Raw genomic sequence first — 24,146 nt, 5'->3', positions numbered from 1 at the left:
CCTGACGGGGAAGATTATCTGATGCGCCCCGTTGACGCCGGCTATATCCAATATCCCGATCTCTTAAGCGGCGTTGTTGACCTGGCTGATATCGCCCGCATGAACGACTGGTTAGATTTAAAAGCCGATAACGAGGCCCGTATAGCACGCTGGAGAGATGCCCATGAGCGGTAATGTTGACACAATTAAAGACTTCCTTATCAGTCTGGGGTTTGATGTAGACGAAAAAGGCCGGGGTAAATTTGATGCCGTATTAAAAGGCGTTACCGCCAACGTGCTGAAAGTGGGGGCAGCCGTTGAAGGGGCAGCACTTACCATCGTCGGTTTTACTACTAAAATTGCAAATGGCCTCGATAAGCTCTATTGGCAGTCACAGCGTACCGGCGCTACGGTTGAGGGCATCAAAGCGTTGAGCTATGCCGTTGCACAAATGGGAGGCAGCGCAGAAGCTGCGCAGGGTGCGCTTGAAAACATGGCGCGGTTTATGCGTAACAATCCCGGCGCGGAGGGCTGGCTTAATCGGCTCGGTGTTCAGACTCGCGATTCGTCAGGCCAAATGCGGGATGCTGCGAGCATACTGGCGGGTGTCGGCCAGCGGCTTAGTAACATGCCGTATTATCGTGCCAATCAGTATGCCCAAATGCTCGGTATCGATGAAAATACGCTGATGGCGATGCGGCGCGGGTTGGCTGGGTTTACTGCTGACTATCAAATGATGTTGCAGAAAACCGGGTTCAATGCGGATAAAGCCGCGCAACAGGCGAATAAATTTACCACGGCACTACACGGTTTTAACGCGTTACTGGGTATCCTTCGGGATAAGATTGGGGCCAATCTTGCGGGTGGTTTAGCGAGTTCCTTCGACTCGTTACGTCAGAAGATACTGGATAACTTCCCAAAAATTGAAGCCACCCTCACCAAGATTATCAAAGGCATTCTAGGGTTTGCTGAGGTCTTTAGCAGGATGGTTTACCGTGTAGTTCAATGCATTGGAGATGTTATAGACTGGTGGAAGCGACTGGATGAAAGCAGCAAGATGCTCATTGCTATGTTTGGGGCTATTGTTGTCGCGTGGCGTTTACTCAATAGTGCGTTCCTGATGTCGCCTATTGGCATGATCACCGTGTTAATTGGTGCCCTTCTCCTCCTCTACGACGACTACAAGACATGGAAAGAGGGTGGCAAAAGTCTGATTGACTGGGGTCAATGGGAAAAAGAAATCGATCTCGCGATTAGTGCGTTTAAGGAAATCGGGAGGTGGATTAAAAAAGGCGTTAAAACGATTGGCGGCTGGAAAAATGCATTCTTAATTCTCGGCGGGATTGTTGCAACTACGTGGGCGGGAAAAATGCTCGCGGGATTCGCGAAAGTGTCTGCGGCATTAACCCCCTTACTGGCTCGCCTCGCCCCACTCTTGGGTTTAGTAGCCTATGGTGGATACTTATACAGTGACTGGGACAATATCAAACAAAGTGCCGCGACGTCATGGGACTACAATACCCGGCAAATAAAACGCGGGATCGGGGACTTTGGTCAATGGCTGGGTATCGATAACGATTGGGCCAATAAGCACCAGGGTGGTTTGCCGAACCCTGTCACGGCTGATATCCCCGGCATGCCTGGCGCACCGACTCCACCGCCCTCTCCCGAATACAGTGAAAGAGGATTGCGTAACAATAATCCCGGCAACCTGAACTTTGTGGGGCAACGCGGGGCGACAAGGGAAAATGGAGAGGGGCGATTTGCCCGATTTGAAACCGCGTTTGACGGCTTGCGTGCGCTCTCACGACAGTTAACGTTATACGCAAAACGTGGTCTCACCACAGTCCGTGACATTATCACGAAATATGCGCCCCCTGAGGAAAATGACACCGAAGACTACATTGCTTTCCTTGCAAAACGGCTCGGCGTTGATCCGAACGCCCAGTTAAATTTACAGGACCCGCAAACCCTGACAGCGATGATGAACGGCATCATTCAGCGCGAAAACGGTCGTAACCCGTACAACAGCGAACTGATGGGTAAAGCCGCGATAGCAGGCAGTGGCGGCGTTCAGCAAACGACCAACATTACCGTGCACGGGGCAACCGATGCAAAAGCCACGGCGGATGAGATTGCCAATAAGCAAAATGGCGTGAATGCCCGGCTGATACAACTTCAAAAGCAGGTGAGCTAATGGATATTTTATCTGCCATTTTTCAGCAACAAACCCGGTCGTTTGGCACTGAAAGTATGTTACTTGTGCCGAGCGTCGTTATTGCTGAAAAGCACACAGATGCACTGGAAATTACTGAACATCCGGTAGAGATCGGTGCTGCGGTGAGTGACCATGCCTACAAAAAACCCTCGGAAATTACGATGGAACTGGGCTTTGCGGGTGGCGGCTCGCTTCTCGACTTTGTTGATACGTCAAAGATTGGCCTGAGCATGGGCTTAAGCCCGAAAGAGACCTATCAGAAGATACTGGATCTTCAAGAGCTGCGAGAACCCTTCAATGTTATTACGGGTAAGCGTACTTATGAAAACATGCTAATCAAAGCGATTGAAGTCACCACCGACCGGCATAGCGAGAACGTGCTGTTATGTACCCTGACATTACGTGAAGTGATTATTTCGTCTACCCAGGTTGTACAAGTAGCAGAAAAAGAGGTCATGAAAACCGGGGTGAGCACATCGGCCGTTGAGAACTCAGGCACCAAGGCCACGCAACCCGTCAATGAATCTGTTTTGTCGGAAACAAAAGGGGTTTTTGTTAATGCGTTTAAAAGCTATGTAAAAGGAGGCGGCTGATGCAAGTCTCGGAAATCCCACTAACTGCAAGCAATCAAATGTTTGCAATAAAGCTGGGTGATCAGAATGTGAAAATGCGCCTGATTTACAGGGATAGCGCCGGCTGGGTAATGGATATTCAGGATAAATCGGGGGTGGATCTGCTGGTGGGCGCACCGCTCATACCCGGTATTAACTTATTGGAACAATATCCGTATTTGGGGATCAGCGGCATGTTAGTTATCGCCAGTGATGCAGACAGTGCTGAATATCCGACAGATACAAATCTTGGGTTGTCCAGTCATCTTTATTTTATACAACAATAAGGCAAAAATATGAGTCAGAATTGGTTGCGTCATTTTGAATTAATGCTGTTAGACGATCAGGGTAAAGGGATCGTTTTATCGGATTTTAGAGTCATATTTAATATTGAGTGGTTCACGATTAGTTTCCCGCGAGTGGCGACGTTAAAAATTTACAATCTGTCAAAAGACACCAGTAATCGTATTCTTGGCAGCGAGTTCTCGAAGATAAAAATTATCGTGGGCTATGACGGCATCACGCCTACCGTTCCTGAGAGTGAAGTCGGCAAAGCCCGACCGGTTGAGCCGGGTACAACGGGACAGCGTGACGGCCAAAATTACGGGGAGATCTTTAGCGGAGATATCCGGTTTACGTTGACTGGCCGTGACAACCCGACTGATACCTATACCCAAATTCAGGCCTGTGACGGCCAGGAGGCGTTTGCTTACGCCACTATCAATCAAACTGTGGCAGCGGGTTATACCGTTGCTGATATCAACGAATTAACGATGCGCACGTTCGCCCCTTATGGGATTACTGAGGGGCATACGCCGGCGATGCCGACTACCGTATTCCCGCGAGGGAAAGTACTTTTTGGGATGTCACGGGATGTGATGGATAATATCGCCGGGCAATGTAAGGCGACGTGGCAGTTTGTGGACGGCAAACGCGAGATGGTTTCAGATGAGATGTCGGTACACGATGCTATTGTCCTGAACAGCCGGACCGGGTTGATTGGCATGCCGCAACAGACTATTGGGGCGGGCGTTAATGTGAAGTGTTTGATCAACCCCAATATCAAAGTCAACGGCCTGATTAAATTAGACGAAGGTTCGGTATATAGAACATCCCTACCTAACTCCGATATACAGATGTCAGGCGGACGGCTGACGGATGAAAACGATAACGGGAACCTTCACGTCAGCGGGGTGTCTAATCCTCCAGCAAGCATAGCTACTGATGGTGTATATATCGTCCGGGGCATTATGTATACTGGCGACACTCGCGGCAATGCGTGGTACCAGGAAATGATGTGTGAGGCGCGTGGGGCTAAGGATTTATTAAGCGGCTCGGCTATTGCAAGAATGCCATGAAATAATATATTACGGTTATCATTATGCTGATACTCAAGGTTGTTAAGGTTTCTGCTGTTTTTATCATTACTACCTCACTTATGGGGTGCACATATGGAAAGATTGATCCAGACAAAGTACTTACAGAACTTCACATTAAGAAAAATGATAACTATAAAAAACGCCCGGGCTGGAGTGTCATAGAAAAGTTGTCAAATGATGATTGTCAGACTTTCAAATCTAATGGTAAAGGGCTTTTCGATTGGGGGAACTCCCCATGCACTACCGATAAGTTGATTGACCTTGTTAATTCGAATCCCCATATTATCCCTATTTTTTATGCGTCTTATCATGAATATGGTAGAGCAGGTGTTGGGCAGTTGTCTGATGATGATTTTTACGCTATGCGTAATGACAAAAATTATACCCGCATGCTATATATTTTTAGCCGCATTGCTGATTATGTTTCGCATAAGTCGATAGTTGAAGGAATATACGCCGATTTTAAAACTGATCGCTGGAGTATGGGGCTTAATAATGTTGATGAAGAGAGCTTCAAGGTCAGCTTAAGTAAGTTTGCAGCCCAGAAGGATTCGATTGTAGTTCAATACAGCCAAGCAATGCAGGAACGCACCAGAATAAATGCGCAGGAAAATGAGCGTATCCGTAAAGAAGGGGCCAAACGTAAATCAGAGATTGAAGCGAGTTTACCCGCTATACGTATTTATCCTGATTTTGGTCCAAATTCTTCAACCAGTGAGAAATTCATTAAAGAACAACTTGACCATCTTCATTTCACGAAAAAGCGATCTGTTGATGAATACGGGAATTTGGCTACGACATATACCTATTACGTGGAAGGGAGAAAGATATATCCTACTGGGAATTTTGATGTCATTGATTTCATAAATGGTATAAAAATGACCATTCAGAGATGTTACGAAGTTGGGGCGTACACAGACTCAAGGTCTGTAAATAATGCGTGCGTGGCGGGTATTGCTCAGGGCATTAAAGAATGGGGCGCGACGGCACGCGATAAATCCATTTCGGATAGAGCGTGGTTCGCTGGTGCAATTGATGGAAATAATCGATATAGTCCCCTTGATAACGAAATATTGTTCTCACACTGGGCAGGTATGGCTCGTGTTTATAGTTCAAGGGGGTTTTAAGGATAGTTGCACCGAAGATCATCGGCTCGTTTCCGTGTAAGAAAGTGGCGGATTAAATAAAAGATAAGCTTATCGGTGATACGGGAAGTGAGTATACTGTACTTCTTTAGTACTATTTTGTTTCATAAGGGGGTTCACATGGCCGTAGGAATGACAACGTTAGTAATGTTGCTAACGCCGCTCCCTGATACTAATCAGTTAGCAAAATTGCCAGAATATCTTTCTGCGCCGATTACGCAACTGGTACAGGATAGATCAGGGCAAAAGACACTGACAGCTCAAGAAGTTATGTCATATTTATCTGAGTCTAAAATGGCGCTTGCCTACCTGAAAGAGAATGCCCAAATTAGCCTTGAGTTACTTGATACTATTGACCGTGACGGGATCGAGTCCGGTATAAATATTCGTGATGTCGTTGAGCGTTACGAATCTGCTGCAAAAATCGTTACGAGTCAACTTCATCTCTTGAAATTAAGCTGTATTCTTGCGGAATCTTCACCCGCATGGGGGCCGCACGTCAAGCTATTCCAAACACATTCTCAGGAAATGTTGCGGGTTTTTGCAAACAACAGAAACGTTTTATTGCGTATTGCAGTAACGTTAAAACAGTACCTGCCAGTTAATGCAAGTGAGTACACACCGAAAGCTGACGCGGAAAGCTATAGAGAATTGGTGAATCTCTCGCATAAAAAGCTTGGTATCACATTACCTACATGGGGTTAAGCATGGTCTATGTCAGTGTGGCAGAAGATCTGCTTTTCAACGCAGCCGCTTATGATTACGCGTCCATGTTAGCTAAATATCTGAGCGATGCAGAAGAGGTTTCGGGTTGGCTTGGGTGTCAGGGACGTTTTGAGTTCAACATGAAGGCTATGGAATCAGGGATATGGAAATTACATATTCGCCCCTTAAATGAAAAACCGTGGCCGGCGAAAGTTATGTTACACAACAGGAAAAGTGACAATTATCTGGTTTATGCCCAACATTGGTATTACGAAAATCATTATCAAGTTATCGCCGTGGTGATACCTGATGCTCACGCACGTATTGATAAGCTCATGAGTAGACTTATTCGCATGGTAGAAGATTCTTTCCAGTGCCTAAGTGAGCAAGAATTGAAATTGCTTAATCATGTCAGCGCATAATCCTTTTACCAAGAAAAAAAATATAGACCTGCTTCGGCAGGTTTTTTTATGGGGTTTTATTGTGAATACCGGTTTAGACATAACGTTTAATGGCTCCTATGCCAGTAAATTAAGAGTGATTGTTTCTTTGCTGAGAGTTATCAGCATTCTTATTTTCAATGAAAAAGCTACGCTGACTATCGAAGGGACTTTGGTAAAGCATAATGAATATACGTCAGTCAATTCTTTTGAAAATCCTGATATTTGATCAGCTATGCTGCTATGTGCGGTTTTTTATTGCGAGGTCACACAGGTCAAGGGTGGCAAATCTGAAACATTTTGATACATCACAGAACAATAAGAATACAACTTTGATTGTTAAATGCGTTGAACTAGCAGTTCAACCGAACTATTATCACCATAGCGAGTTAGGAGGGAGTTATGACTAGATTAGCAAGAGTGCTGCGTTACTTTAATGCGCCTCCTGATGAAATTCTAATGCGGATCACAAAAACCTCCGCTCACGGAACCACGGCAGGTAATGGAAAGATAATCGTTGATGAGAACGGAAACTTATCGTTAAATCCAAATAATAAAGAAGCTCAAGAAGCCTTTCTTGCACACGTAAAAGTGATAAGTGGCGGATTAATCCGATGTATCGGCTGTGAAACAGCAGCAAGAACACACAAGAGGTCTGAATGAGTTCAGAGAAAATAGCTTTCATTTTTCCCGCTACAAAAGACGCCAGAGATAGGGAAGAACCGATCCTCAGTTTTCGATGTCCAGCATTGCCTGTTGAGACGAAAATTCTTATTGCTGCCGCTTTTGTTGGGCTTCACCAATCTAAAGACTATCTAATTTCTATCGATATTACTGACAGCAATGGCACAACAATTCTACACGGTCGGACAGAAGATATACCCGCAAAGGTATCAGTAACCGCTGATGATCTTGAAGCAGAACCAACAGACGTGCCGGGTTTTTTGAGTGCTTCGCTTTCGATTAAGGTAATAAATGCTGGGATTTATGTAATAAAATGTTCTATAGCCCGTGCTGATACGCCTGACGAGATTATTCATAAATCAGAAGCCCACTTTAGAATGATTTTATCGGAGGCGCGTAATGGGTAGTGACGATTCTGTCATTGATGGTATGCGATTTTCTGATGGACGGTGGTCGTCTACCGATACGCCACCAAGTAGACATTCACATGATAATGGTTCATCATTCAAACAGGGTGGCGGAAACGGTGGAGGTGAAGATATGGAGGCCCGTGTAGCTCGTCTCGAATCAGACGTTGAGCATATCAAAAAATCTATAGACGAGGTGAAAGCTGACGTACGGGAAATGAAAAAAGATACACGCACAGATTTTAAGGAAATGAGAAAAGACGCACGTTCAGATTTCCGCTTGTTATTTGGTGCGATAATTGCCGTGGCGCTTGGATTAGCGGGTTTAATGGCTAAAGGATTTCACTGGATTTAATTTAACAACCCTATTATTTACTAAGCCGCTTAACTGCGGTTTTTTTTATGGAGTTTCCCCATGCCCGTATCAACCGAATCAAGAACCGGCGATTTATCCGAAACATTGAAAGCCATAAACCATTCTCTTTCTTCTCAGCTCAGAGTAGCGGTACCCGGCATTATTCAGTCCTTTAACGCTGATGCGGTAACGTGTGTTGTTCAGCCCGCGATTAAGAGCAGTGTTGCTGATGCTGAGGGGAAAACTACCTCGGTATCCTTGCCCCTGCTGGTGGACGTGCCGGTTATCTTCCCAAGGGGCGGTGGCGTGACGTTAACCTTTCCGATAAGAGCCGGTGATGAATGCTTAGTCGTCTTTGCTGATCGCTGTATTGATTTCTGGTGGCAATCTGGCGGCGTACAAGAACCAGCAGACGACCGCCAGCACAGTTTGTCTGATGCTTTTGCGATTGTTGGTCCTCAGTCTCAACAGCGAAAAATATCTAATATCAGCACAAGCACCGCGCAACTGAGAAGTGATGATGGCGCGGCTTATATCGAACTCGATCCCGGTAGCCATAACGTCACGGTTATCACACCTGCAAAACTTATTGCAACTGCACATGGCGGTACTGAAATCACTTCACCTGAAATCACCCTGAACGGCAACGTCACCATTAACGGCAACTTATCACAGGGCATGGGTGCGGGTGGAGGAACCGCAATGATGCAAGGTCCGGTCACCGTGAGTAACGATGTGACAGCAGCAGGTATAAGCCTTAAAAATCATGTGCATAGTGGCGTGCAATCGGGCGGTAGTAAAACGGGAGGTCCCCAGTGAGATACCGACGTGATGATCCCGATGGCGATTACAGTTTCGGCCAGGGGGATAATACGTTTCTGACGAATTCGCCCGAAGCTGTTGCGCTGGCAGTCAAAACCCGGCTGGCGCTATGGCGTGGGGATTGGTTCTTAGATATGAAAGAAGGCACCCCTTACGTACAGTCAGTTTTGGGAAAGCAGCGATCTGACGTTTATATCCTTGCCGTTCGTGACCGTATCCTGAAAACTAAAGGTGTTAAGTCGATCCTTTCATTTGATACACGCAACGATGGTACGACGCGCCGCCTCACCTTCACCGCCACTATTGACACGCTTTACGGACAAATTACGGTAACAAGCGAGGCATAATGTTAAATCTTGACACTTTAGGGCTTGCGGCCTCAGTGACTGCGAGCGGCATCAGTGCGCCTGATTACCAAGCAATCCTGAGTAAAATCACTGAGTTTGCCCGTCAGATATACGGTGCTGATGCATACCTTGAGCCAGACAGTAAAGACGGCCAGATGCTGGCAATTTATGCGCTAGCGATACATGACGCGAACAATGCTGTGATTGCTGCTTACAATTCGTTTAGCCCGGCATCAGCAACCGGCGCAGCGTTATCTAACAACGTAAGAATTAACGGGATAACCCGGCACAAATCCACGTATTCGACGGTTGATGTTAAGCTCATTGGCACTGTTGGAACGGTTGTAAAAAATGGCATAGTGCGGGATATCAACGGCTATAGCTGGAGCCTTCCCGCAAGTGTAGCTGTTGGGATACACGGCTTTGTTATCGCTACTGCGGCGTGTCAAACAAAGGGAAATGTTACGGCATTAGTCGGGGATGTTTCCATCATTGGCACTCCAACGCAGGGCTGGCAAAGTGTTACAAATCCGTCAGTTGCAACATCAGGTCAGCCGATTGAGTCGGATGTGGTCCTGCGAGAACGGCAACGGAAATCTGTAGCGCTGCCATCAAGAACCGTGCTAGACGGGATCCAAGGCGCCATTAGCCTGATACCCGGTGTTGTTCGTCGGCGTGGGTTTGAGAATGATACAAACGTGACTGACAACAACGGCATTCCGCCTCATTCTATAGCAATGATCGTTGATGGGGGTGATGCCAAGTTAATCGCTCAAACTATCGAAACGAAAAAAGGACCGGGAGCAGGCACGTTTGGCGATACTGAGATAAAAGTTGCGGATAGCTATGGCATTCTTCACCCGATTCATTTCTCACGCCCGAAAGATGTTCCTGTCTTCGTTGAAATAACTTTGACTGCATTCGAGGGATATACAACACTGGTGGGCGACAGAATTCGGTCAGCAATAGCGAGTTATATCGATGCGCAATTAATTGGTGATAATGTTTATTTGAGTCGTTTATTTTCCCCCGCAAACTTGCGTGATGAAGAAGGCTTAACTTATGACATTTTCGAAATTCAAATAGGCAGGTCCGAAGATGATATATCACCAAGTAATTTAATTGTGACATTTGATGAAGCGGTTACCTGTAAACCAGAGCATATTAAATTAATAGCGAGGTGAAGATGAGAGATTATTTATCACTGATTACCTCTCAGCACAGAACCGCAAATAAATTTGTTACTCACATCGATTTAATTACCCGTCCACTATCTGACATTATTAACGCCGCACAGCGCCTGAACAGTCAGTTTTCAATTGATGAAGCTGTAGGGGTTCAATTAGATGCTGTGGGTGAATGGATTGGCATATCTCGTTATGTTAAAACGCCGATTGTCGGTGTGTATTTTGCGTTTGATATGGAAGGAGTAGGATTAGATGAAGGCAGCTGGAAACGACAACATGACTCTGATTCTGGCTTTACTGAACTTGACGACGAAACTTACAGAACAATATTACGTTCAAAAATTCGTGCAAATCACTGGGACGGTACAAATGAAATGTTGGCTGAAATTTATCAGGGCGTTATTCCTGACGAGTCAGTATTAATATTTTTCGTCGATAATCAAGATATGTCGATGGACGTTTATGTCACCGGGGGAGTCGTGCCCGAAGTCGTCAAAGCTGTAATTCAACAAGGGTATTTAAATATTAAGCCCGGCGCAGTCAGAGTTAATAATTATACTAATTCGGAAAATCAGGGAGTTATTTTTGGTTTCGATTCAGACAGTAAATATATCGCCGGATTCGATGTAGGCGGTTGGCCCATTCTATTAAATTAAGAGTAAAATAATGGCGAAGAATGAATTTTTAACTTTCGGTATTGCCGAGGGTGCTAACGTATTATCAAATGAAGAGTATGCGGCATTGGCGGCAAGGGTTAATGGTTTTAGTGCGGGTGTTGCCAAGTCACGTGAATTAAATAAAGCGTGGCGTCAGTCATCTATTATTACCCATATTCTTGCTGATTTTATCGCAAAAGAATCGGGTAATGATGTTCTGGATGATGGGAATATCGACGCACTGAAAAGTAACATGGCATTAGCAATTAAAAATGCATTGCCGGAAGTACGGGACGCTACACTCACAGAAAAAGGTATAATACAGTTAAGTAACGCTACAGATAGCACAAGTGAGAGACTTGCCGCTACTCCACGGGCCGTAAAATATGCTTATGACTTAGCGAGCACTGCAAACACTAGTGCCACAAACGCAAACAACAACGCCAACACTAAGCTCTCAAAGAGTCAAAACGGCGCAGATATTCCCGACAAAAACGCGTTTGTGAAAAACCTCGGTTTAGTGGAAACGGTGAATAAGGCCAATAATGCGGTGCCTAATAGCAGGAGAATTAATGGCAAGGTGTTGACTGGGGATATTAGTTTGAGTGCCGGGGACGTGGGGGCTTTTCCGGGGGTGACGTGGTTTAATTCTATCCCTGCTAGATCATATGTAGGGCCTTTTTCTGTGGGAGAAGGCGGTGGCTGGTTGAAGGGTATTAACGTAGGTTCTGCGGGTGGAGATGTGGGCCAAGTATATATCACTCCGCTCGGCGAGCTACACGCATATTTCTTAAACAGTAACGGGAATGCAAGAGGCGGTATTGTTAATGCTTATCCAGTCGGTGCTCCTATACCGTGGCCGTTACCAAACGCTCCTGATGGTTATATCATATGTAGCGGGCAAGCATTTGAAAAATCTAAATATCCACAGCTGGCAGTTGCTTATCCATCTGGGGTGTTGCCTGATTTAAGAGGGGAATTTATTCGAGGGTGGGCTGGTGCGCGTGACGTTGATAGCGGTCGAGTGATTTTGAGTTTGCAGGCAGATGAGTTAAAAGCACATTCACACAGTTATCAGACAATTGATGAACCGGGTCAGGGTCGGGCAGGAGGAACTGGCGGGAAAATGTATCAGAAAAACACTGGTAGCACAGGCGGTAACGAGACTAGACCACGCAATATAGCATTTAACTATATCGTCAGGGCGGCGTGATAAAAAGGGCCAAACGGCCCTGTTTTTATTTATTTCGGCATCTCCGGCCATTCAACATTCGGCGCTTGATTCACATCTACACGAGTGAGTAACACACGATACTTTTTCCACTCCAGCAATGCGGCTTTCTCTGAATCTGTCGCGACTTCTAAGTCAACAGAGTCTTGTAGCAATGAGAGTGTTTCATTTGCTTGTTGTAACAGCGCTGCTTGCTGTTGTTTTGCTTCATTGATTTGATGAGACTTGAGTAAGTCTTTATCAACTACCCACTCTTTGCCGTTCCACGTGTCAAAATCTGTGGGCGGTTTCTTGAATGTGAGCGTATCGGATAGCTCCCCCATTTCCGTTATCTCAGTCGGAGCGCGAGTTTTCGTATCGTAAGCGGTCTTTCCGCGATAGTCAGATAAGATTTCCCAACACTTGCAGTCTATACTACGACAGACAGCAAAATCATGAGATGAAGGGAGTTCCGGGGCATCGGGATAAGCACCGGCTGATAAGCTGACACCGAGCATCACATATTCAATATTAGAGCTCGTGAATTCTCGTGTGATTTGATTCGAGTGATAAACCTTTATCCACCCTGCCTGAATTGCCAAACCATCTTTACCCAATACGGCTGTTTCATGTTCTAAAGAGTATTTTTGTTCTGTCATTATGCTGCTCTCACTATATAGTTAAATGCGATGTTGCGGGGGCGGGTTTCTCTCTGATTTTCATATTCTTGGATGATAGTATGAAAACTGCCGTTATTTGTTCCCGTCGCTGCTGAAAACCCCGTATCTCGACGTGTACCATTGTTCCAGTTGTTGTCCCAATAACCCTTAATCGCCGATACCGGCGCTTGCCCTTCTTGATAAGACAAAATCCCGCGACCACTATCCACACCACGCCCATCATCCCACCCCCGAATAAACTCACCACGCAAATCGGGCAGTGTTCCTGATGGGTATGCTGCCGCCAATTGCGGATATAGGGATTTATTGAATGCCTGGCCGTTGCACGTCAGGTAACCTGATGGGGGATTGGGTTGCGGCCACGGGATGGGGGGGCCAACTGGCGTATTAACATCATCTTCCGTCAAAATTCTCTTTTTACCTTTAAATTTTCCATCTCCATCGAAAGCGTAAGTTGATATGTCAAAGTTGCCATAATCGTTGCCATAGCTAAAAGAAATGCCGCGTGCCCAAGATGGTCCATCACTGCCCGGATGAGCGATATGAATTGCTAAGTCTCCAAGATTATCTAATCCATTCGGTCTAAGAAAACCTGAACGGCCAAGATTGCGGGAATTAGGATCATCAAAATAATTTGCTGTTTTAGTTAATATATAGCCTGATGTTTTTGTATTCGTATTTAACTGAATAAATCGACTGTCAGACTCCGGTTTAGAGTACGCCCCCACATCCCCGGCATTCAAACTGACATCCCCAGTCAACACCTTACCGTTCACTTTCCTGCTGCCCGGTACCGCATTATTGGCCTTACTCACCGTCTCCACCAATCCGAGGTTTTTCACAAACGCGTTTTTGTCGGGGATGTCTGCGCCGTTTTGACTCTTTGAGAGCTTAGTGTTGGCGTTGTTGTTTGCGTTTGTGGCACTAGTGTTTGCTGCACTGATTGACTTGTTCAGTTCAGTAGACACGCTATTTAACTGAGTGTTTGTAGCATAGTCTCCCTTGTCTTGCTTTGTGTTTAAAGCGTCGAGAACAGATTTTGGAGCACCCAAGAAATCAGTCATCAACTGCCAATTATTTTGTGATCTATCAGGTTGTTGGCTTATGTTTTGTTTGAGTGCTACATAAAACTTCATAGAATGCTGAACAGCAGCGTATTGAGGGTAATCCACAGTTGTATCCCACTCCGCTAACCCGCGTTGCGACAGGTACATCAGCCATTCATCTACTCGCTTACCCGCAGAATTGAACCACTCCAAAGGGGGCTTACCCGCCGTTCTATCAAGTGTGACACCCCATCCTCTGAGCACATCAGGAAATGTTTCAATCTCGCCGGATTTGGCGTCTTGAGCAAAAACTTTGTAGTCTGGTTTGTTAATTATTGACATCTACAATCCTCGTGAATTTTCCGTCACCAAAACCGAACGCATGGGGATCATTAGCCCACCCGAATGGATAATGATCTGTGATTACTATGTATTTATATTGCACGCCAACTGGACGGGATAATATGTCCAATTTTTTTATCGCATGCAGCCTAAAGGGAGTTAAATAGCTTGAAGGAATAACAATATTCATTGTCATATCGTAATTATCGATAATGAATGCTTGATCTCCAAGCAAGTAAGAAATCGATAATGTTATATTTCCAAGCGTCGGGCGTTGGTAATTTTTGATAACTTTGGCTTTAATAAAAAACTGATAATCTTTGTCATCAAGATTTGTTGAATCATTCAGAGAGTCCCCGTATCTATAGAAAACACCGGCGTTAAAACCAAGTGCGCTTTCTATTCCCAGAAAACCAAAATAGTCTTTCGGGACAAATGATTTCATTGTTCGACTAATGCCAACATGCCGACCGATTAAATCTAGCCCGTAATTTTCTGATTTATTAATATCGAGTATTTCAGTCAGCTTAACTGCTGATTTGAAAACTGTAGCGCTCTCAGAAAGCAAAAGCCCGACTGTTCGCCGGGCCTTAGGTTTTCCTCTGTACTGCCATATCAAAAAATCCTCTGGTTTTTTACTCAATCAACACCTCCACATTCACATTTTCGTGTTTTATGACTGCGCATTGTCGAGGGCCAATATTTGCTTTGTCAGAGCCATTGACTGTAATTGATTTGATATAGAAGCCTGCTATTGAATTAACTTGGCATGTCAGACGCATGGCATAAACTGATTCGCCGATGTTAAATTTAGTGGCTGTCAATGCTGATTTAATGCCATCTATATCAATATCATGAAATTCGCTAGTTCTGACTAACGCAACATCAATATTGATATCAATCATTTCAGCTCTATCAAAATTAACTTTTCTGTTCGCTCCAGCGAAGTTAATTTCACATGTTTGTTTACCAAAAAATGCACACCCGCCGATTTTTTTCTTAATTAACATCAGCGCAATATCTTTATTATTGCCGCTGATGACGACAGCGTTCATTGAATGCGCAGGAACGCCGGTAACAGGATCTGTTTGGCCTGTGTAGTTTTCGTAAACTTCTGCTTGTCTGACATCTGGCAGCGATAATAAGGCCGCTTTAATACCCGCTCTATCATCATAGTTATTTACTGAATGTGATTGCATAAAACGAAGTAACAAATTACCGTCCGTTTCTTCATCAGCGCCCTGCTTGGTGGGTTTTGTTGTAACAACTTTTTCTATACCAACAATCACTGTTTCAGTCTGTAGCTCTTTATTTGATTGCAGAGAGAAAGCACCTAATTCATTGCTGCGTAAATTTACACGAGCCGATCCCTGGTTATTAAGTTTTATGTCATCTAACGTTACCCACTTAACACGGTTATCATCGGTCAAAACTGTGTCTTTCGGTACGCTTGCCCCAGCATTACCAGTTATCACCACATCATCAAGATAGCTGTATTCTGCACCACGGCGTATTATTCCTGCGTACATAGCTCGCTGTTCCAGCCATGAACCGGTAGATTGATAGGGATCTAACATCTGCCCGATAAAAGCAATCACTTTGTTAATGTTGGCTAGTTCTTGCGAAAACAACCCTATCATCTGGCCGTCCGGTGTATCAGCATCTAAGTTAATATCTTCGCCATAAATACGCCTGAAGCCATCTGAAAGACGCTGGTGAATATCTGCAAGTTGGTCAATGACTATTCCTGTCTTAGTAATTTGGAGCATCTGCATTAACCTCTTTTTTATTGCCGTAAATGTCAATATAAGTGACAGTTACCAGTGATTTTCTGCTATCTCTATCAATTTGAATGTCAAAATTGGTAATTTCTGTCACCCCATCAGTCTTCAGAACTGTAGTTTTCAATTCTGATTCCATTTGCATCAAATTTGGATTTTTCCGCAAATAGTCAAGCCATCTCACCCCATGATCGGGATTAAGAAACCAGTCATTGCGTAAAGATAAAAGCCGAGCTTGTACCGACTGGGCGATAGCTTCTGATTTAGTTGCATAATCACTGCGACCATTGCCAAATGTCCAGTCGTGATTATCAAGGCGTCTTACTCTCATTTTGACGCTCCTGTGTTGCTGCCACCTGACTGTACGCCGCCGTGTATGTGGGTTTGTAGGTCAATGCCCCCGCCGACAACTTTTGCAGCACTCACAGTTCCGCTAGATTCACTATTGCCACTTATCTGGTTCCAGTTTCCAGCTTGTTCATGTTGTCCGACCTGTTTACTATTCCCCTCGTGAAAAATCTCCCCTTTAATATGTATTCTTCCTTCGGAGAGCCGGATAAATGTTGAACCATCATCGGTCTGCATTGATGCGCCACTATGAAAGAAATCGGGTATTTTCTTTTGTTGGCTGCAAACTCCGAGGATAAAAAATGCGTCAGAATAGTCATGCAAGCGAGCATCAAGAGGCGCGGATTTATTGCCTGTAGCGTACCAACCATCAATGCAACGCTCGGAGAATATCGCTAGTCCCTCATCACCCGCTTTCACTGGAACCGTGAAACAAAATCCACCCGCCCGCGGAAACTGAACAGGAACATCTACCAGAGGAGGTAATTCAATGTTTTCACCGTTACTTAGTGTTTGCGTGATCATTAGTTCAATTGTTGCTGTGTGGCCGTTGAATGAAACAACGCGGGCGGGTAATGCGGTGTGAATATCTAAGCGTTCGTTTTCTGCTTTTTTGTCAATAACATCAAGCAGAGTTGGATTTTTGTTCATTATTCACCTTTTGAAATTTTCCACCTGTGCACGTTATCAGCGTATTCCAATCATCTGACATGAAATCACCTGCATGCTCTAATTCAGTGATTTTATAGTCACCGTTGTATTCGGGAATAATTGACTTAATTCGAATTAGGCCGCCGATTCTTAGCGCCGGGTTACACAAGCAGGTGACAGATAATCCATCATCGGTTTTCTCAGGGCTGCCGATCATTCCGGTTTCTTGTGACAACACAAAACCCTCGTTATCTGCCAGTACTTTGCTCTTTGGTAACACAATCATGTTTCCATCTTGAACAGACCACTCAGCGCCATTGTTACGGGCTATCTTGCGCATGATGTCACGAGCGTTACCCGTTAAGACCTTGCCACGCGGTAATTGCCGATCTTTTGGTAAATCAACCACCCCGTTACCGACTTTCATTGATTTTTTAGCTTCAGACAGAATATCAGCATCAGTCGCACCAGCTTTTAGCGTTTTGTTCACCAGTGCACCGGTATAGGCTTCATATCCATCCCCGCAAGTCAGTTCGATAATAAAATCCATGTCATCATGAATCGTAATTGCTTCGATAATATCGCCGGTATAAATCACTCGCAGTTCTTCATAGCCAACAGCTAGTGATACCTTGTTATAGGTTTTACTGGTGATCAGATTGCGGTGTGACTGATTGAGGTTATAGACTCGGATTGTTGCCGCGTTCGGTTCACTTGTGATGGTTTTGGATACTTCGAACGCAACTCTTAAGTTAGTAATTTCAATGCTTTCTTTTTCATTGCCAATGCTGAGTTTAAGTTGTCGTCCGAATTGCCTCATGCCACAACTCCTTATCAATAAAATACACTTTTAATCTGGTTCCTAACTCAGAGCGTCTAATAGAATTTAGGCCAAAACCAGAGCCATCACTCATTACTATTACGAATGGTAAGTTCTTTGTTATCAGCGCCGGGCTATTAACTGCGAGTCCGTACATTTGAGCAATGTACTGATCTGTATTTGTATCAAGTAAATCAAACTGCCAGCCGCTAGATATACTATTGAAATGCAGAGTAAATCTAAGGTTCATATTAAATAGACTGAATGATTGCTCTTGGATTTCTTCTGTAGATAACGGGATTTCGTAAATCATCCGAGCCACTCCTTAATCGCTGATTTTTGTTTTTCTTTCGGCTGCGTTTTACCCATCTGCTTCTTTTTAGGTGATTTTTTTACATTCAGCCCTTTTGCCTTCTGAGTTTCGACAATGAATATCTCGCGCAATATCAGAGAAAACTCGGCAGAACTATCGCACATCTGAGAAACACTAACACTTACGATCATCATGTTCTCATACTGTTTTAAGCCTGTCTGGACAGTGATTGTTTCGCCTTTTTTCTGTAAGTTAAGCAAGTCGTTATATGCTTTACCAACCCTATCAAGCGTCGGTGAAGAGTCACCCGACAGCCCCTGATAATCGGGTAAAAACGGTGCTATTGCTCGCTGAGATTGTTCAATAAAACTATCAGCAACAGAGATATAGCGGTTTACCATGGCTTCGGCCTGTTTTGTTTGAGCGCGGATTTCAACAGGTAAGGGAAAAGTATCAATCACGTCAGAATCAAAACCCGTAATATCTTTTGAATATTGCGGTGGTTCATAGCCAACCATTACCCCCGTAATTGTGATTTCTTTCGGCTCAAGAACGGCGTGATCTGCTATTGCCGCTCCCGACTCAATCGGGTTTTCAGTAATGCGTAAACTAGACTCGTGACCCTCGATGGTCACGCAGTCAAACTGAAACTCACCGACTGAGCGGGTTATTACTGAGGCTGTCGTTGTAGTATTAAAGCCACTGAGTAAGTCCATACAGTACCTGCAATAAAAAACCCGCTCAAAGACGGGTTTATCGATTACTACTTAAGAAATTAAAAAGGGCGCTTGAGAGCCATACTCAACAACAAGAGATGGCGGGGATTGCTCCCCGCCGTTGCTCTTACCTGGGTTCGTAATCCATGAAAACAGCAACCTCCGTTTGGCCGCTTCGGATGCGAACCTCACAGAGGTCCTTCCTCGTGACCAGCACAACCGCTAAAGCGGCAATGCAAATAACGATGGCGATAAGTATCGCTTTTTGCTGTTTCATGGTTAGCGTCTCCTTGCCTTTCGGCGTGTAAGAGGCTAATCTTATGTTGCTATGCATAAAGAATTGGCCTCAAATTGATTGAAAGATCATTTGGGGCTTTCTTCTATCTGCTCCAGCACGCCAGAGACAGATAGTCCCAAGCGCCCGCCAAAAATATATCAAAGCAAAATATATATATCCATAATATTACATTACGATACTGAATTTATTTACAGAGCCGTCCGTGGCTCTAAATCCGTTAAGCTACTTCAACACCGTGGATCAAATGTCTAAATGCCTTGATGCCGTTCTCGTTATAACGAAATGCCTCAACTTGTTTATTAGAGTGGGCGGATTTATCCAGGAAGAACTTCCCGTATTGCTCGGTTTTCAGATTGTTATCATTAGCAATCCGCCCGATTTTGTTAGCTGACAATTCCAGCATCTTTCCTACCTCACCGGCTGTGTAATATTTCTCTTCCAGTGCAGGGAGAGGAACAGCTTCAAAACCAACTATCGGGTTGACAATGTTAGCTGCTGCACACTGTTTTGCCTCATTACTCAAATTAGGCATAAGCTCAAACAGGTTACTGATCGCATCAACTGACATTTTCAAGGTTCTGGCTTTTCTATACTCAGGCAAGCCGGACTTACTTTGTTGCATGGAGTAACTACCAGTTTCCATAATGGACGGCAGCACTTCTTCACACACCCAGTCTTGCAAACGTTCCGCAGACGGCAACGCGCTTTTCATGACGAGCCGGAACATATCTGATTGACCAGCGAGAATGACACCTTTCGGCTTAAACCCAAACCCTAATTCCTGCGTTTCGCCGGAATTAAGTCTTATCAACGACTTACAGTGTTTCTTAAGTGCATCGTGAGGATCTGAATAGCCTAATGCCTGCGCCAATTCAACCGCAAGAAACACAGGCTTATCTTTATATTTCAAGCCTGAGATGGTTACCAATTGGTCATCGCTTGACTTAAACTTAAAATGTTTGATAATTGACTTCATATATCTCTCCGGTGGTATATCAACTTGGATACCAGCAGCGGCAAACTGCTGGTTTTCCGTTTTAGTACTCTGGAAAATTGATTCACCATTCGTTACAATGGCTGAGTCGTTTATCTCACGTAGTAAATGACACTCAGAGGCCCTAGTTGTTCGTGCAACTGGGGCTTCGCTATTATTGTGCTGCATTTTTTGCCCTTTCATTCATATACCAAGCCAAAGCCTGATTCAGAACTGCGTTCTGAGAAATCCCCTCTTTATCTGCCAATTTACAAATTTGCTCCTTCATGAACTCTGTTGTTCTCAGTTGCATTTGTGCACTCTTTTTTCTGTTATCTAGGTTTATCATATTATCTTGTCTCCTTATTAATGATGTCATAATGACATGATAGCATTATGACACGCATTTACATGATGTCAATATGCTAGTATTATTTTTCTGTTTCAACTAAACGATTAATGCAGATGACTAATAAGCCAGTATCAGCACAAGATAAATTCATGCTTCGATTGCCCGATGGTATGAGAGAAGCTATTGCCGAAAGAGCCAAAGAAAATGGCCGCTCGATGAACTCTGAAATAGTCCAAATGATACAGGACTGTTTAGATAGAAAGTCTCCAGAGACTCAACCAACGGTTTCCCTCAGCAATGAATTGATGGATAAAATCATTGCCCTGGCTGAATCTATCGAAGAGATGAAAGATAAGCAAAATCAGTCAGATAACAAAAAAGCCCCATAAGGGGCTTTTTTTAATTACTTATACTTAATTTTTCCTTTAACTCTTTCATGATCGGAGTTTCTTCTTTACTTTTCAATACTTTTTGCATCAGCGGCCCTACAGAATTAACACATTTCTTATCTATCTTGCTGCAATTAGCAAAGTCGTTAGTTTTTTCCCCTGCAACTTTTGCAAACATGATGATAGTTTTTATATCATTTGGTACGCTTTTATCACCATCAATAGCCTTATTAACATACTGCTTTTGCTGGTTGATAAAATCGCTTTTCGCTACATCAACAGGAGTACAGTCACTTACCGTAGGTGATCCTATTATCACGCCATCACCTTTACAGAAAAAAGCAATTTTTTGGTTTTTATTCAAATCAATGGCGGCATCCCTGTATTGTTTTTTAAATCTAACATGAACTCTGTTAAACATATCGTTCGTTTTTAAAGTAACAACAGGGATGTCACCAATACTGGAATCAATAGATGACACCATACCAGTAATGACGAGGTTCTTATCTTTGTAGGTTTTATCACCTCTTGCCTCGTTGGCGGAATAGTCATTTTGTAATTCGCTAGCTGTCACGAAGATAATGTCAGGCTTAAACATAGAGTCTCCACCTTCAAAGGCTACATTCGCATCATCTTCGATAGCAACATTAATAAACTCAGCTTCTTTTTGTGACAAAGAAATTGATTTGTTTGATTTTGACTCACCGGAGGAAACAGAAACTTTTTCCGTTGGTTTTTCATCGTCATTGTCGGCAATGATCCCAATGACAATTAAAACTACAAATATTATTCCTATCCATTTCAATACTTTTTTCATTTAAGTGCCTATATGTATTTAGTTAACTAATGTTTAAACCTATATATTTAAGCACTTAACATTAAATTTTGTTACTGATTTTTTAACCAGTAAGCCCCGCAAGGGGCTGTTTTACTTCTTCTCGTCTAGTGCAATGATCTCTTTTGCAGTCTTGCCGCCTATCAGCTTGTTGATTGCCTTTATCTTATCCTCTTCGTTGTTTGTTACTATGTTAGCGGCCAAGCCGACATTAAGGACGGCCTGCTTAAATTTTGCTGCATCATCCTTATTAAGAGAGCGATAAATTTCTTGCGTAGAAGACTTTAAAGCCTCAGAGCTTGAAGCATCAATCGTCAGATCTTTTTCTCCACATCCAACCAAAAAGATAGCCAACGCAATTGGTAATATTAATTTTTTCATAAACTTTTTCTCACAGCAGTTAAGACCACTGCCAATTAAATCACTTAAGGGCCGCAAGAGAAAGCAAACTAACCACCAGCGCCGTTATAAAACTGTCCCTTTGTATTGTAACCGGCAATTTTTAATGCTTTATTGAACTCATTTGCAGAATATTGCGCGGCTTTTTCCGGTGATGGTGATGTTATAGATACATTCATGTTTACATCACCATGACTTGTCATTGTTTGTGACGAATTAGTGGTATTTGTAGTATTAGCGATAGCTCCGCCAATAAAATCACCGGAGCCAGCCACAACAGAAGATTGAATATTCTTAAGATCATCATCACTAAAACCAAATGTAGCTTCTTCTGACTTTGTGTTTCCAATGAAGAAATCTTTTATCGCCCCTATCACCTTCCCAACGGTCTTATCGTAATACTCCACAACCCAGTCAAACGCGGCTTTAAACGGAGCTTTGATAGCCTCTATGACATTATCAAAGGTCTTGCCGATATTAGACACATACTTGTCGGCCTCACTTTCATTCACCCCAAATAAGCCCAGCACGAACTTAAACGCTTTCTTGAATGGTGATGTGATGAAACCCCACACGGCACCGAAAATTTCCTCGATTTTTTCAGTAAAGGTTAAGTTGTCATTGGTGGCAATATCAATGAGCGATTTAACCAGTTTAAACGCGTTCTTAAACGGCTGAGTAATGAACCCAAATACCGCATCAAACGCCTTACCGATATTATCGATATATTTATCAGCATCCTTTTCACTCACACCAAACAGCCCCAATACGAACTTAAACGCTTTCTTGAATGGCGCGGTAATGTGACCCCAGACTTTCCTGAATATAGAACCGATACTACTTACAAAACCTTTAGCCTTGCCTTTTATCCAGTCGAAAGCTTTGCCTGCCAGTTTCTTCATCACATTCCATGCGTTGCCTGCCAGCTTTCCTGCGATATCCCACATTGCCCCAAAGAAAGCAAAGAAGGCTTTGAGATAGGCAATCAGCCCATTCCATATTTTCATCAGTGAGGCGGTCATTCCGGCCCATGCTTCACTAACGAGATCCATATCGCCAGTAAAGAGGCCAACAAACAACTTAATGACATTCCAGATATATTGGAAAACTCCGCTGAAGATGGTCCAGATAGCTTTAAATGACTGACTCCAAATCGACACAAGGTTATCAATAATCCCCTTGTATTTAGCGTAAAAGTCCTGTCCCCACTTGATGACATCTTTAACCCACTTAATAGCAGGCCCCCAGAACGCCCCGAATAATGACTCGCCGCCATCTAAATAGACCATCAGATCATCAAGCAAGAGAAGCAGGCCCGCTATTGCCGCAATGACCCACACCACCGGGTTAGCAATGAATGCCATTATCATTGAGCGCTTAAGAACTGCTAACGCGCCGACGATAAGCATGATTGCCGCTTTCCAGCCGGTAGTTGACGTGACAATTTTGTTTATCGCACGGACTGAGTTAACAATAACCTGAATGACTTTACCGCCCACTTTGATAATCTTTGTTAAACCGTCGGTAATCAGCTCTTTGTTTGAAGCGATCCAGTTATTGATGCCATTAACAGCCTTGGTCATTGATGGAACGAGATTGAGCGCTATCTTTGTCTTAACCGAGTCGACAGATAGCCCCATTTTTTTCATGGATCTCTCGTACTCATCGGACTGTTTTAGCTCTCTGTCTGATATCTTATAAAGCAGCCCTTTCTCCTTCGCCAGGTCCTTAGCTCCGGTAATCGAGCTGTTGATAAAGCCAAGCACTTTGGTAGTCGCAACACTGACAGCAGCAGCAACGCCGACAGCAAGCAATTTTAATTTACTGATTGATGAGCCAGCCTCTTCCGCTTTTTGAGCCGCCTGCTCAGTGCTTTTAACTGACTCTTCGCCAACACCGTCAAGGATTTTATTGACCCCGTTAGCCTCATTCGCGATCTGCACCGCCGCAGCACCGAGAGCAACAATGACATCTTTGATTTTCGCAGCTTGTGACGTGTCTACGCCGACGCTAACGAGTAGTTCGTCGATTTCCATCGCTAGCCCTCTTCTCAGACAA

General features: G+C 44.0%; 33 protein-coding genes. 18 read left to right on the top strand and 15 right to left on the bottom strand.

The genetic code is table 11. The annotated features are described in order from the left end of the window. Nucleotides 1–21 precede the first annotated feature (21 nt). The 17 genes from ACUN2T_RS06050 to ACUN2T_RS05970 all read left to right on the top strand — a co-directional run bounded on the left by ACUN2T_RS06050 (nucleotide 22) and on the right by ACUN2T_RS05970 (nucleotide 12,148). Entirely contained in the window at nucleotides 22–174 is a 153-nt protein-coding gene (locus ACUN2T_RS06050; protein WP_149616278.1) for a DUF6889 family protein, read from the top strand. Beyond that, entirely contained in the window at nucleotides 164–2,176 is a 2,013-nt protein-coding gene (locus tag ACUN2T_RS06045) for a lytic transglycosylase catalytic (protein ID WP_445496703.1), read from the top strand. The genes ACUN2T_RS06050 and ACUN2T_RS06045 overlap by 11 nt, the downstream gene beginning before the upstream one ends. Beyond that, entirely contained in the window at nucleotides 2,176–2,790 is a 615-nt protein-coding gene (locus tag ACUN2T_RS06040) for a phage baseplate protein (protein ID WP_445496702.1), read from the top strand. The genes ACUN2T_RS06045 and ACUN2T_RS06040 overlap by 1 nt, the downstream gene beginning before the upstream one ends. Continuing rightward, on the top strand, nucleotides 2,790–3,095 hold the full coding sequence (locus ACUN2T_RS06035) for a phage baseplate plug family protein (protein ID WP_445496701.1): 306 nt from the start codon (nucleotides 2,790–2,792) through the stop codon (nucleotides 3,093–3,095). The genes ACUN2T_RS06040 and ACUN2T_RS06035 overlap by 1 nt, the downstream gene beginning before the upstream one ends. 9 nt (nucleotides 3,096–3,104) lie before the next feature. Continuing rightward, nucleotides 3,105–4,166, top strand: a complete 1,062-nt coding sequence (locus ACUN2T_RS06030) for a baseplate hub protein (RefSeq protein WP_445496700.1) — start codon at nucleotides 3,105–3,107, stop codon at nucleotides 4,164–4,166. A 23-nt stretch (nucleotides 4,167–4,189) separates the two neighbouring features. Continuing rightward, nucleotides 4,190–5,314, top strand: a complete 1,125-nt coding sequence (locus ACUN2T_RS06025; RefSeq protein ID WP_445496699.1) for a hypothetical protein — start codon at nucleotides 4,190–4,192, stop codon at nucleotides 5,312–5,314. Between the two features lie 138 nt (nucleotides 5,315–5,452). Then, nucleotides 5,453–6,037 carry a hypothetical protein gene (locus tag ACUN2T_RS06020; RefSeq protein WP_445494388.1) on the top strand — a complete coding sequence of 195 codons (585 nt, stop codon included), beginning with the start codon at nucleotides 5,453–5,455 and terminating at the stop codon, nucleotides 6,035–6,037. Nucleotides 6,038–6,039: 2 nt separating this feature from the next. Beyond that, a complete protein-coding gene (locus ACUN2T_RS06015) occupies nucleotides 6,040–6,459 on the top strand; it encodes a type II toxin-antitoxin system YafO family toxin (protein ID WP_445494386.1) in 420 nt (139 codons plus the stop codon). 61 nt (nucleotides 6,460–6,520) lie between these two features. Then, nucleotides 6,521–6,706 carry a hypothetical protein gene (locus ACUN2T_RS06010; protein WP_149616212.1) on the top strand — a complete coding sequence of 62 codons (186 nt, stop codon included), beginning with the start codon at nucleotides 6,521–6,523 and terminating at the stop codon, nucleotides 6,704–6,706. 173 nt (nucleotides 6,707–6,879) lie between these two features. Further along, nucleotides 6,880–7,140, top strand: a complete 261-nt coding sequence (locus tag ACUN2T_RS06005; protein WP_445496698.1) for a hypothetical protein — start codon at nucleotides 6,880–6,882, stop codon at nucleotides 7,138–7,140. Continuing rightward, nucleotides 7,137–7,568 (top strand): hypothetical protein, encoded by a 432-nt coding sequence (locus ACUN2T_RS06000; RefSeq protein ID WP_445496697.1) that lies wholly within the window; start codon nucleotides 7,137–7,139, stop codon nucleotides 7,566–7,568. The genes ACUN2T_RS06005 and ACUN2T_RS06000 overlap by 4 nt, the downstream gene beginning before the upstream one ends. Then, a complete protein-coding gene (locus tag ACUN2T_RS05995) occupies nucleotides 7,561–7,923 on the top strand; it encodes a hypothetical protein (protein WP_445494453.1) in 363 nt (120 codons plus the stop codon). Before ACUN2T_RS06000 ends, ACUN2T_RS05995 begins: the two co-directional genes overlap by 8 nt. Nucleotides 7,924–7,983: 60 nt before the next feature. Beyond that, nucleotides 7,984–8,742, top strand: coding sequence for a phage baseplate assembly protein V (locus tag ACUN2T_RS05990; protein WP_445494452.1), 759 nt, complete (start codon nucleotides 7,984–7,986; stop codon nucleotides 8,740–8,742). After that, nucleotides 8,739–9,092 (top strand): hypothetical protein, encoded by a 354-nt coding sequence (locus ACUN2T_RS05985; protein ID WP_445494451.1) that lies wholly within the window; start codon nucleotides 8,739–8,741, stop codon nucleotides 9,090–9,092. Before ACUN2T_RS05990 ends, ACUN2T_RS05985 begins: the two co-directional genes overlap by 4 nt. Continuing rightward, a complete protein-coding gene (locus ACUN2T_RS05980) occupies nucleotides 9,089–10,276 on the top strand; it encodes a baseplate J/gp47 family protein (protein WP_445497814.1) in 1,188 nt (395 codons plus the stop codon). The genes ACUN2T_RS05985 and ACUN2T_RS05980 overlap by 4 nt, the downstream gene beginning before the upstream one ends. A gap of 2 nt (nucleotides 10,277–10,278) precedes the next feature. After that, complete coding sequence (locus tag ACUN2T_RS05975; protein ID WP_445494449.1) at nucleotides 10,279–10,935, top strand: DUF2612 domain-containing protein; 657 nt, start codon at nucleotides 10,279–10,281, stop codon at nucleotides 10,933–10,935. 10 nt (nucleotides 10,936–10,945) lie between these two features. After that, nucleotides 10,946–12,148, top strand: a complete 1,203-nt coding sequence (locus tag ACUN2T_RS05970) for a phage tail protein (protein ID WP_445496696.1) — start codon at nucleotides 10,946–10,948, stop codon at nucleotides 12,146–12,148. A 29-nt stretch (nucleotides 12,149–12,177) separates the two neighbouring features. On the opposite strand, the gene ACUN2T_RS05965 is transcribed toward ACUN2T_RS05970, so the two are convergent. The 12 genes from ACUN2T_RS05965 to ACUN2T_RS05910 all read right to left on the bottom strand — a co-directional run bounded on the left by ACUN2T_RS05965 (nucleotide 12,178) and on the right by ACUN2T_RS05910 (nucleotide 20,462). Beyond that, nucleotides 12,178–12,804 carry a tail fiber assembly protein gene (locus ACUN2T_RS05965; protein WP_445496695.1) on the bottom strand — a complete coding sequence of 209 codons (627 nt, stop codon included), beginning with the start codon at nucleotides 12,802–12,804 and terminating at the stop codon, nucleotides 12,178–12,180. Continuing rightward, a complete protein-coding gene (locus tag ACUN2T_RS05960; RefSeq protein ID WP_445496694.1) occupies nucleotides 12,804–14,213 on the bottom strand; it encodes a phage tail protein in 1,410 nt (469 codons plus the stop codon). Before ACUN2T_RS05960 ends, ACUN2T_RS05965 begins: the two co-directional genes overlap by 1 nt. Further along, nucleotides 14,200–14,856 carry a DUF2612 domain-containing protein gene (locus ACUN2T_RS05955; protein WP_445496693.1) on the bottom strand — a complete coding sequence of 219 codons (657 nt, stop codon included), beginning with the start codon at nucleotides 14,854–14,856 and terminating at the stop codon, nucleotides 14,200–14,202. The genes ACUN2T_RS05960 and ACUN2T_RS05955 overlap by 14 nt, the downstream gene beginning before the upstream one ends. After that, nucleotides 14,849–15,982 carry a baseplate J/gp47 family protein gene (locus ACUN2T_RS05950; RefSeq protein WP_445496692.1) on the bottom strand — a complete coding sequence of 378 codons (1,134 nt, stop codon included), beginning with the start codon at nucleotides 15,980–15,982 and terminating at the stop codon, nucleotides 14,849–14,851. Before ACUN2T_RS05950 ends, ACUN2T_RS05955 begins: the two co-directional genes overlap by 8 nt. Next, nucleotides 15,966–16,325: a hypothetical protein gene (locus ACUN2T_RS05945; protein ID WP_445496691.1), complete on the bottom strand. Its 360-nt coding sequence runs from the start codon at nucleotides 16,323–16,325 to the stop codon at nucleotides 15,966–15,968. Before ACUN2T_RS05945 ends, ACUN2T_RS05950 begins: the two co-directional genes overlap by 17 nt. Next, nucleotides 16,322–16,993: a Gp138 family membrane-puncturing spike protein gene (locus tag ACUN2T_RS05940; protein ID WP_445496690.1), complete on the bottom strand. Its 672-nt coding sequence runs from the start codon at nucleotides 16,991–16,993 to the stop codon at nucleotides 16,322–16,324. The genes ACUN2T_RS05945 and ACUN2T_RS05940 overlap by 4 nt, the downstream gene beginning before the upstream one ends. Beyond that, nucleotides 16,968–17,813 carry a phage protein gene (locus ACUN2T_RS05935; RefSeq protein ID WP_445496689.1) on the bottom strand — a complete coding sequence of 282 codons (846 nt, stop codon included), beginning with the start codon at nucleotides 17,811–17,813 and terminating at the stop codon, nucleotides 16,968–16,970. Before ACUN2T_RS05935 ends, ACUN2T_RS05940 begins: the two co-directional genes overlap by 26 nt. Further along, nucleotides 17,788–18,126: a phage baseplate plug family protein gene (locus tag ACUN2T_RS05930; RefSeq protein ID WP_445496688.1), complete on the bottom strand. Its 339-nt coding sequence runs from the start codon at nucleotides 18,124–18,126 to the stop codon at nucleotides 17,788–17,790. The genes ACUN2T_RS05935 and ACUN2T_RS05930 overlap by 26 nt, the downstream gene beginning before the upstream one ends. Next, nucleotides 18,123–18,842 (bottom strand): phage baseplate protein, encoded by a 720-nt coding sequence (locus tag ACUN2T_RS05925; RefSeq protein WP_445496687.1) that lies wholly within the window; start codon nucleotides 18,840–18,842, stop codon nucleotides 18,123–18,125. Before ACUN2T_RS05925 ends, ACUN2T_RS05930 begins: the two co-directional genes overlap by 4 nt. 127 nt (nucleotides 18,843–18,969) lie before the next feature. After that, nucleotides 18,970–19,119 carry a Hok/Gef family protein gene (locus ACUN2T_RS05920; RefSeq protein WP_350304896.1) on the bottom strand — a complete coding sequence of 50 codons (150 nt, stop codon included), beginning with the start codon at nucleotides 19,117–19,119 and terminating at the stop codon, nucleotides 18,970–18,972. Nucleotides 19,120–19,357: 238 nt separating this feature from the next. After that, nucleotides 19,358–20,116 (bottom strand): BRO-N domain-containing protein, encoded by a 759-nt coding sequence (locus ACUN2T_RS05915; protein WP_445497813.1) that lies wholly within the window; start codon nucleotides 20,114–20,116, stop codon nucleotides 19,358–19,360. A gap of 172 nt (nucleotides 20,117–20,288) precedes the next feature. Then, nucleotides 20,289–20,462, bottom strand: a complete 174-nt coding sequence (locus tag ACUN2T_RS05910; protein ID WP_262978437.1) for a hypothetical protein — start codon at nucleotides 20,460–20,462, stop codon at nucleotides 20,289–20,291. A gap of 116 nt (nucleotides 20,463–20,578) precedes the next feature. Here ACUN2T_RS05910 and ACUN2T_RS05905 point away from each other — a divergent pair, with 116 nt between their 5' ends. Next, nucleotides 20,579–20,854, top strand: a complete 276-nt coding sequence (locus ACUN2T_RS05905) for an Arc family DNA-binding protein (RefSeq protein WP_445496686.1) — start codon at nucleotides 20,579–20,581, stop codon at nucleotides 20,852–20,854. 10 nt (nucleotides 20,855–20,864) lie between these two features. On the opposite strand, the gene ACUN2T_RS05900 is transcribed toward ACUN2T_RS05905, so the two are convergent. The 3 genes from ACUN2T_RS05900 to ACUN2T_RS05890 all read right to left on the bottom strand — a co-directional run bounded on the left by ACUN2T_RS05900 (nucleotide 20,865) and on the right by ACUN2T_RS05890 (nucleotide 24,124). Beyond that, nucleotides 20,865–21,671: an OB-fold protein gene (locus ACUN2T_RS05900; protein WP_445496685.1), complete on the bottom strand. Its 807-nt coding sequence runs from the start codon at nucleotides 21,669–21,671 to the stop codon at nucleotides 20,865–20,867. A 111-nt stretch (nucleotides 21,672–21,782) separates the two neighbouring features. Continuing rightward, nucleotides 21,783–22,070, bottom strand: coding sequence for a DUF6694 family lipoprotein (locus ACUN2T_RS05895; protein WP_445496684.1), 288 nt, complete (start codon nucleotides 22,068–22,070; stop codon nucleotides 21,783–21,785). 68 nt (nucleotides 22,071–22,138) lie between these two features. Next, nucleotides 22,139–24,124, bottom strand: a complete 1,986-nt coding sequence (locus ACUN2T_RS05890) for a phage tail protein (RefSeq protein ID WP_445496683.1) — start codon at nucleotides 24,122–24,124, stop codon at nucleotides 22,139–22,141. Between the last annotated feature and the right edge of the window lie 22 nt (nucleotides 24,125–24,146).

Source organism: Photorhabdus machadonis, from assembly GCF_052657765.1.
Note: the sequence above shows the minus strand (reverse complement) of the source record. Positions and strands in the feature narration are given on the sequence as shown.

Excerpts from the sequence above, each read along its gene's own strand:
- ACUN2T_RS06050 (WP_149616278.1), top strand. The coding sequence starts at position 22 with ATGCGCCCCGTTGACGCCGGCTATATCCAATATCCCGATCTCTTAAGC.
- ACUN2T_RS06045 (WP_445496703.1), top strand. The coding sequence starts at position 164 with ATGAGCGGTAATGTTGACACAATTAAAGACTTCCTTATCAGTCTGGGG.
- ACUN2T_RS06040 (WP_445496702.1), top strand. The coding sequence starts at position 2,176 with ATGGATATTTTATCTGCCATTTTTCAGCAACAAACCCGGTCGTTTGGC.
- ACUN2T_RS06035 (WP_445496701.1), top strand. The coding sequence starts at position 2,790 with ATGCAAGTCTCGGAAATCCCACTAACTGCAAGCAATCAAATGTTTGCA.
- ACUN2T_RS06030 (WP_445496700.1), top strand. The coding sequence starts at position 3,105 with ATGAGTCAGAATTGGTTGCGTCATTTTGAATTAATGCTGTTAGACGAT.
- ACUN2T_RS06025 (WP_445496699.1), top strand. The coding sequence starts at position 4,190 with ATGCTGATACTCAAGGTTGTTAAGGTTTCTGCTGTTTTTATCATTACT.
- ACUN2T_RS06020 (WP_445494388.1), top strand. The coding sequence starts at position 5,453 with ATGGCCGTAGGAATGACAACGTTAGTAATGTTGCTAACGCCGCTCCCT.
- ACUN2T_RS06015 (WP_445494386.1), top strand. The coding sequence starts at position 6,040 with ATGGTCTATGTCAGTGTGGCAGAAGATCTGCTTTTCAACGCAGCCGCT.
- ACUN2T_RS06005 (WP_445496698.1), top strand. The coding sequence starts at position 6,880 with ATGACTAGATTAGCAAGAGTGCTGCGTTACTTTAATGCGCCTCCTGAT.
- ACUN2T_RS06000 (WP_445496697.1), top strand. The coding sequence starts at position 7,137 with ATGAGTTCAGAGAAAATAGCTTTCATTTTTCCCGCTACAAAAGACGCC.
- ACUN2T_RS05995 (WP_445494453.1), top strand. The coding sequence starts at position 7,561 with ATGGGTAGTGACGATTCTGTCATTGATGGTATGCGATTTTCTGATGGA.
- ACUN2T_RS05990 (WP_445494452.1), top strand. The coding sequence starts at position 7,984 with ATGCCCGTATCAACCGAATCAAGAACCGGCGATTTATCCGAAACATTG.
- ACUN2T_RS05975 (WP_445494449.1), top strand. The coding sequence starts at position 10,279 with ATGAGAGATTATTTATCACTGATTACCTCTCAGCACAGAACCGCAAAT.
- ACUN2T_RS05970 (WP_445496696.1), top strand. The coding sequence starts at position 10,946 with ATGGCGAAGAATGAATTTTTAACTTTCGGTATTGCCGAGGGTGCTAAC.
- ACUN2T_RS05965 (WP_445496695.1), bottom strand. The coding sequence starts at position 12,804 with ATGACAGAACAAAAATACTCTTTAGAACATGAAACAGCCGTATTGGGT.
- ACUN2T_RS05960 (WP_445496694.1), bottom strand. The coding sequence starts at position 14,213 with ATGTCAATAATTAACAAACCAGACTACAAAGTTTTTGCTCAAGACGCC.
- ACUN2T_RS05950 (WP_445496692.1), bottom strand. The coding sequence starts at position 15,982 with ATGCTCCAAATTACTAAGACAGGAATAGTCATTGACCAACTTGCAGAT.
- ACUN2T_RS05945 (WP_445496691.1), bottom strand. The coding sequence starts at position 16,325 with ATGAGAGTAAGACGCCTTGATAATCACGACTGGACATTTGGCAATGGT.
- ACUN2T_RS05940 (WP_445496690.1), bottom strand. The coding sequence starts at position 16,993 with ATGAACAAAAATCCAACTCTGCTTGATGTTATTGACAAAAAAGCAGAA.
- ACUN2T_RS05935 (WP_445496689.1), bottom strand. The coding sequence starts at position 17,813 with ATGAGGCAATTCGGACGACAACTTAAACTCAGCATTGGCAATGAAAAA.
- ACUN2T_RS05930 (WP_445496688.1), bottom strand. The coding sequence starts at position 18,126 with ATGATTTACGAAATCCCGTTATCTACAGAAGAAATCCAAGAGCAATCA.
- ACUN2T_RS05925 (WP_445496687.1), bottom strand. The coding sequence starts at position 18,842 with ATGGACTTACTCAGTGGCTTTAATACTACAACGACAGCCTCAGTAATA.
- ACUN2T_RS05920 (WP_350304896.1), bottom strand. The coding sequence starts at position 19,119 with ATGAAACAGCAAAAAGCGATACTTATCGCCATCGTTATTTGCATTGCC.
- ACUN2T_RS05915 (WP_445497813.1), bottom strand. The coding sequence starts at position 20,116 with ATGAAGTCAATTATCAAACATTTTAAGTTTAAGTCAAGCGATGACCAA.
- ACUN2T_RS05910 (WP_262978437.1), bottom strand. The coding sequence starts at position 20,462 with ATGATAAACCTAGATAACAGAAAAAAGAGTGCACAAATGCAACTGAGA.
- ACUN2T_RS05905 (WP_445496686.1), top strand. The coding sequence starts at position 20,579 with ATGACTAATAAGCCAGTATCAGCACAAGATAAATTCATGCTTCGATTG.
- ACUN2T_RS05900 (WP_445496685.1), bottom strand. The coding sequence starts at position 21,671 with ATGAAAAAAGTATTGAAATGGATAGGAATAATATTTGTAGTTTTAATT.
- ACUN2T_RS05895 (WP_445496684.1), bottom strand. The coding sequence starts at position 22,070 with ATGAAAAAATTAATATTACCAATTGCGTTGGCTATCTTTTTGGTTGGA.
- ACUN2T_RS05890 (WP_445496683.1), bottom strand. The coding sequence starts at position 24,124 with ATGGAAATCGACGAACTACTCGTTAGCGTCGGCGTAGACACGTCACAA.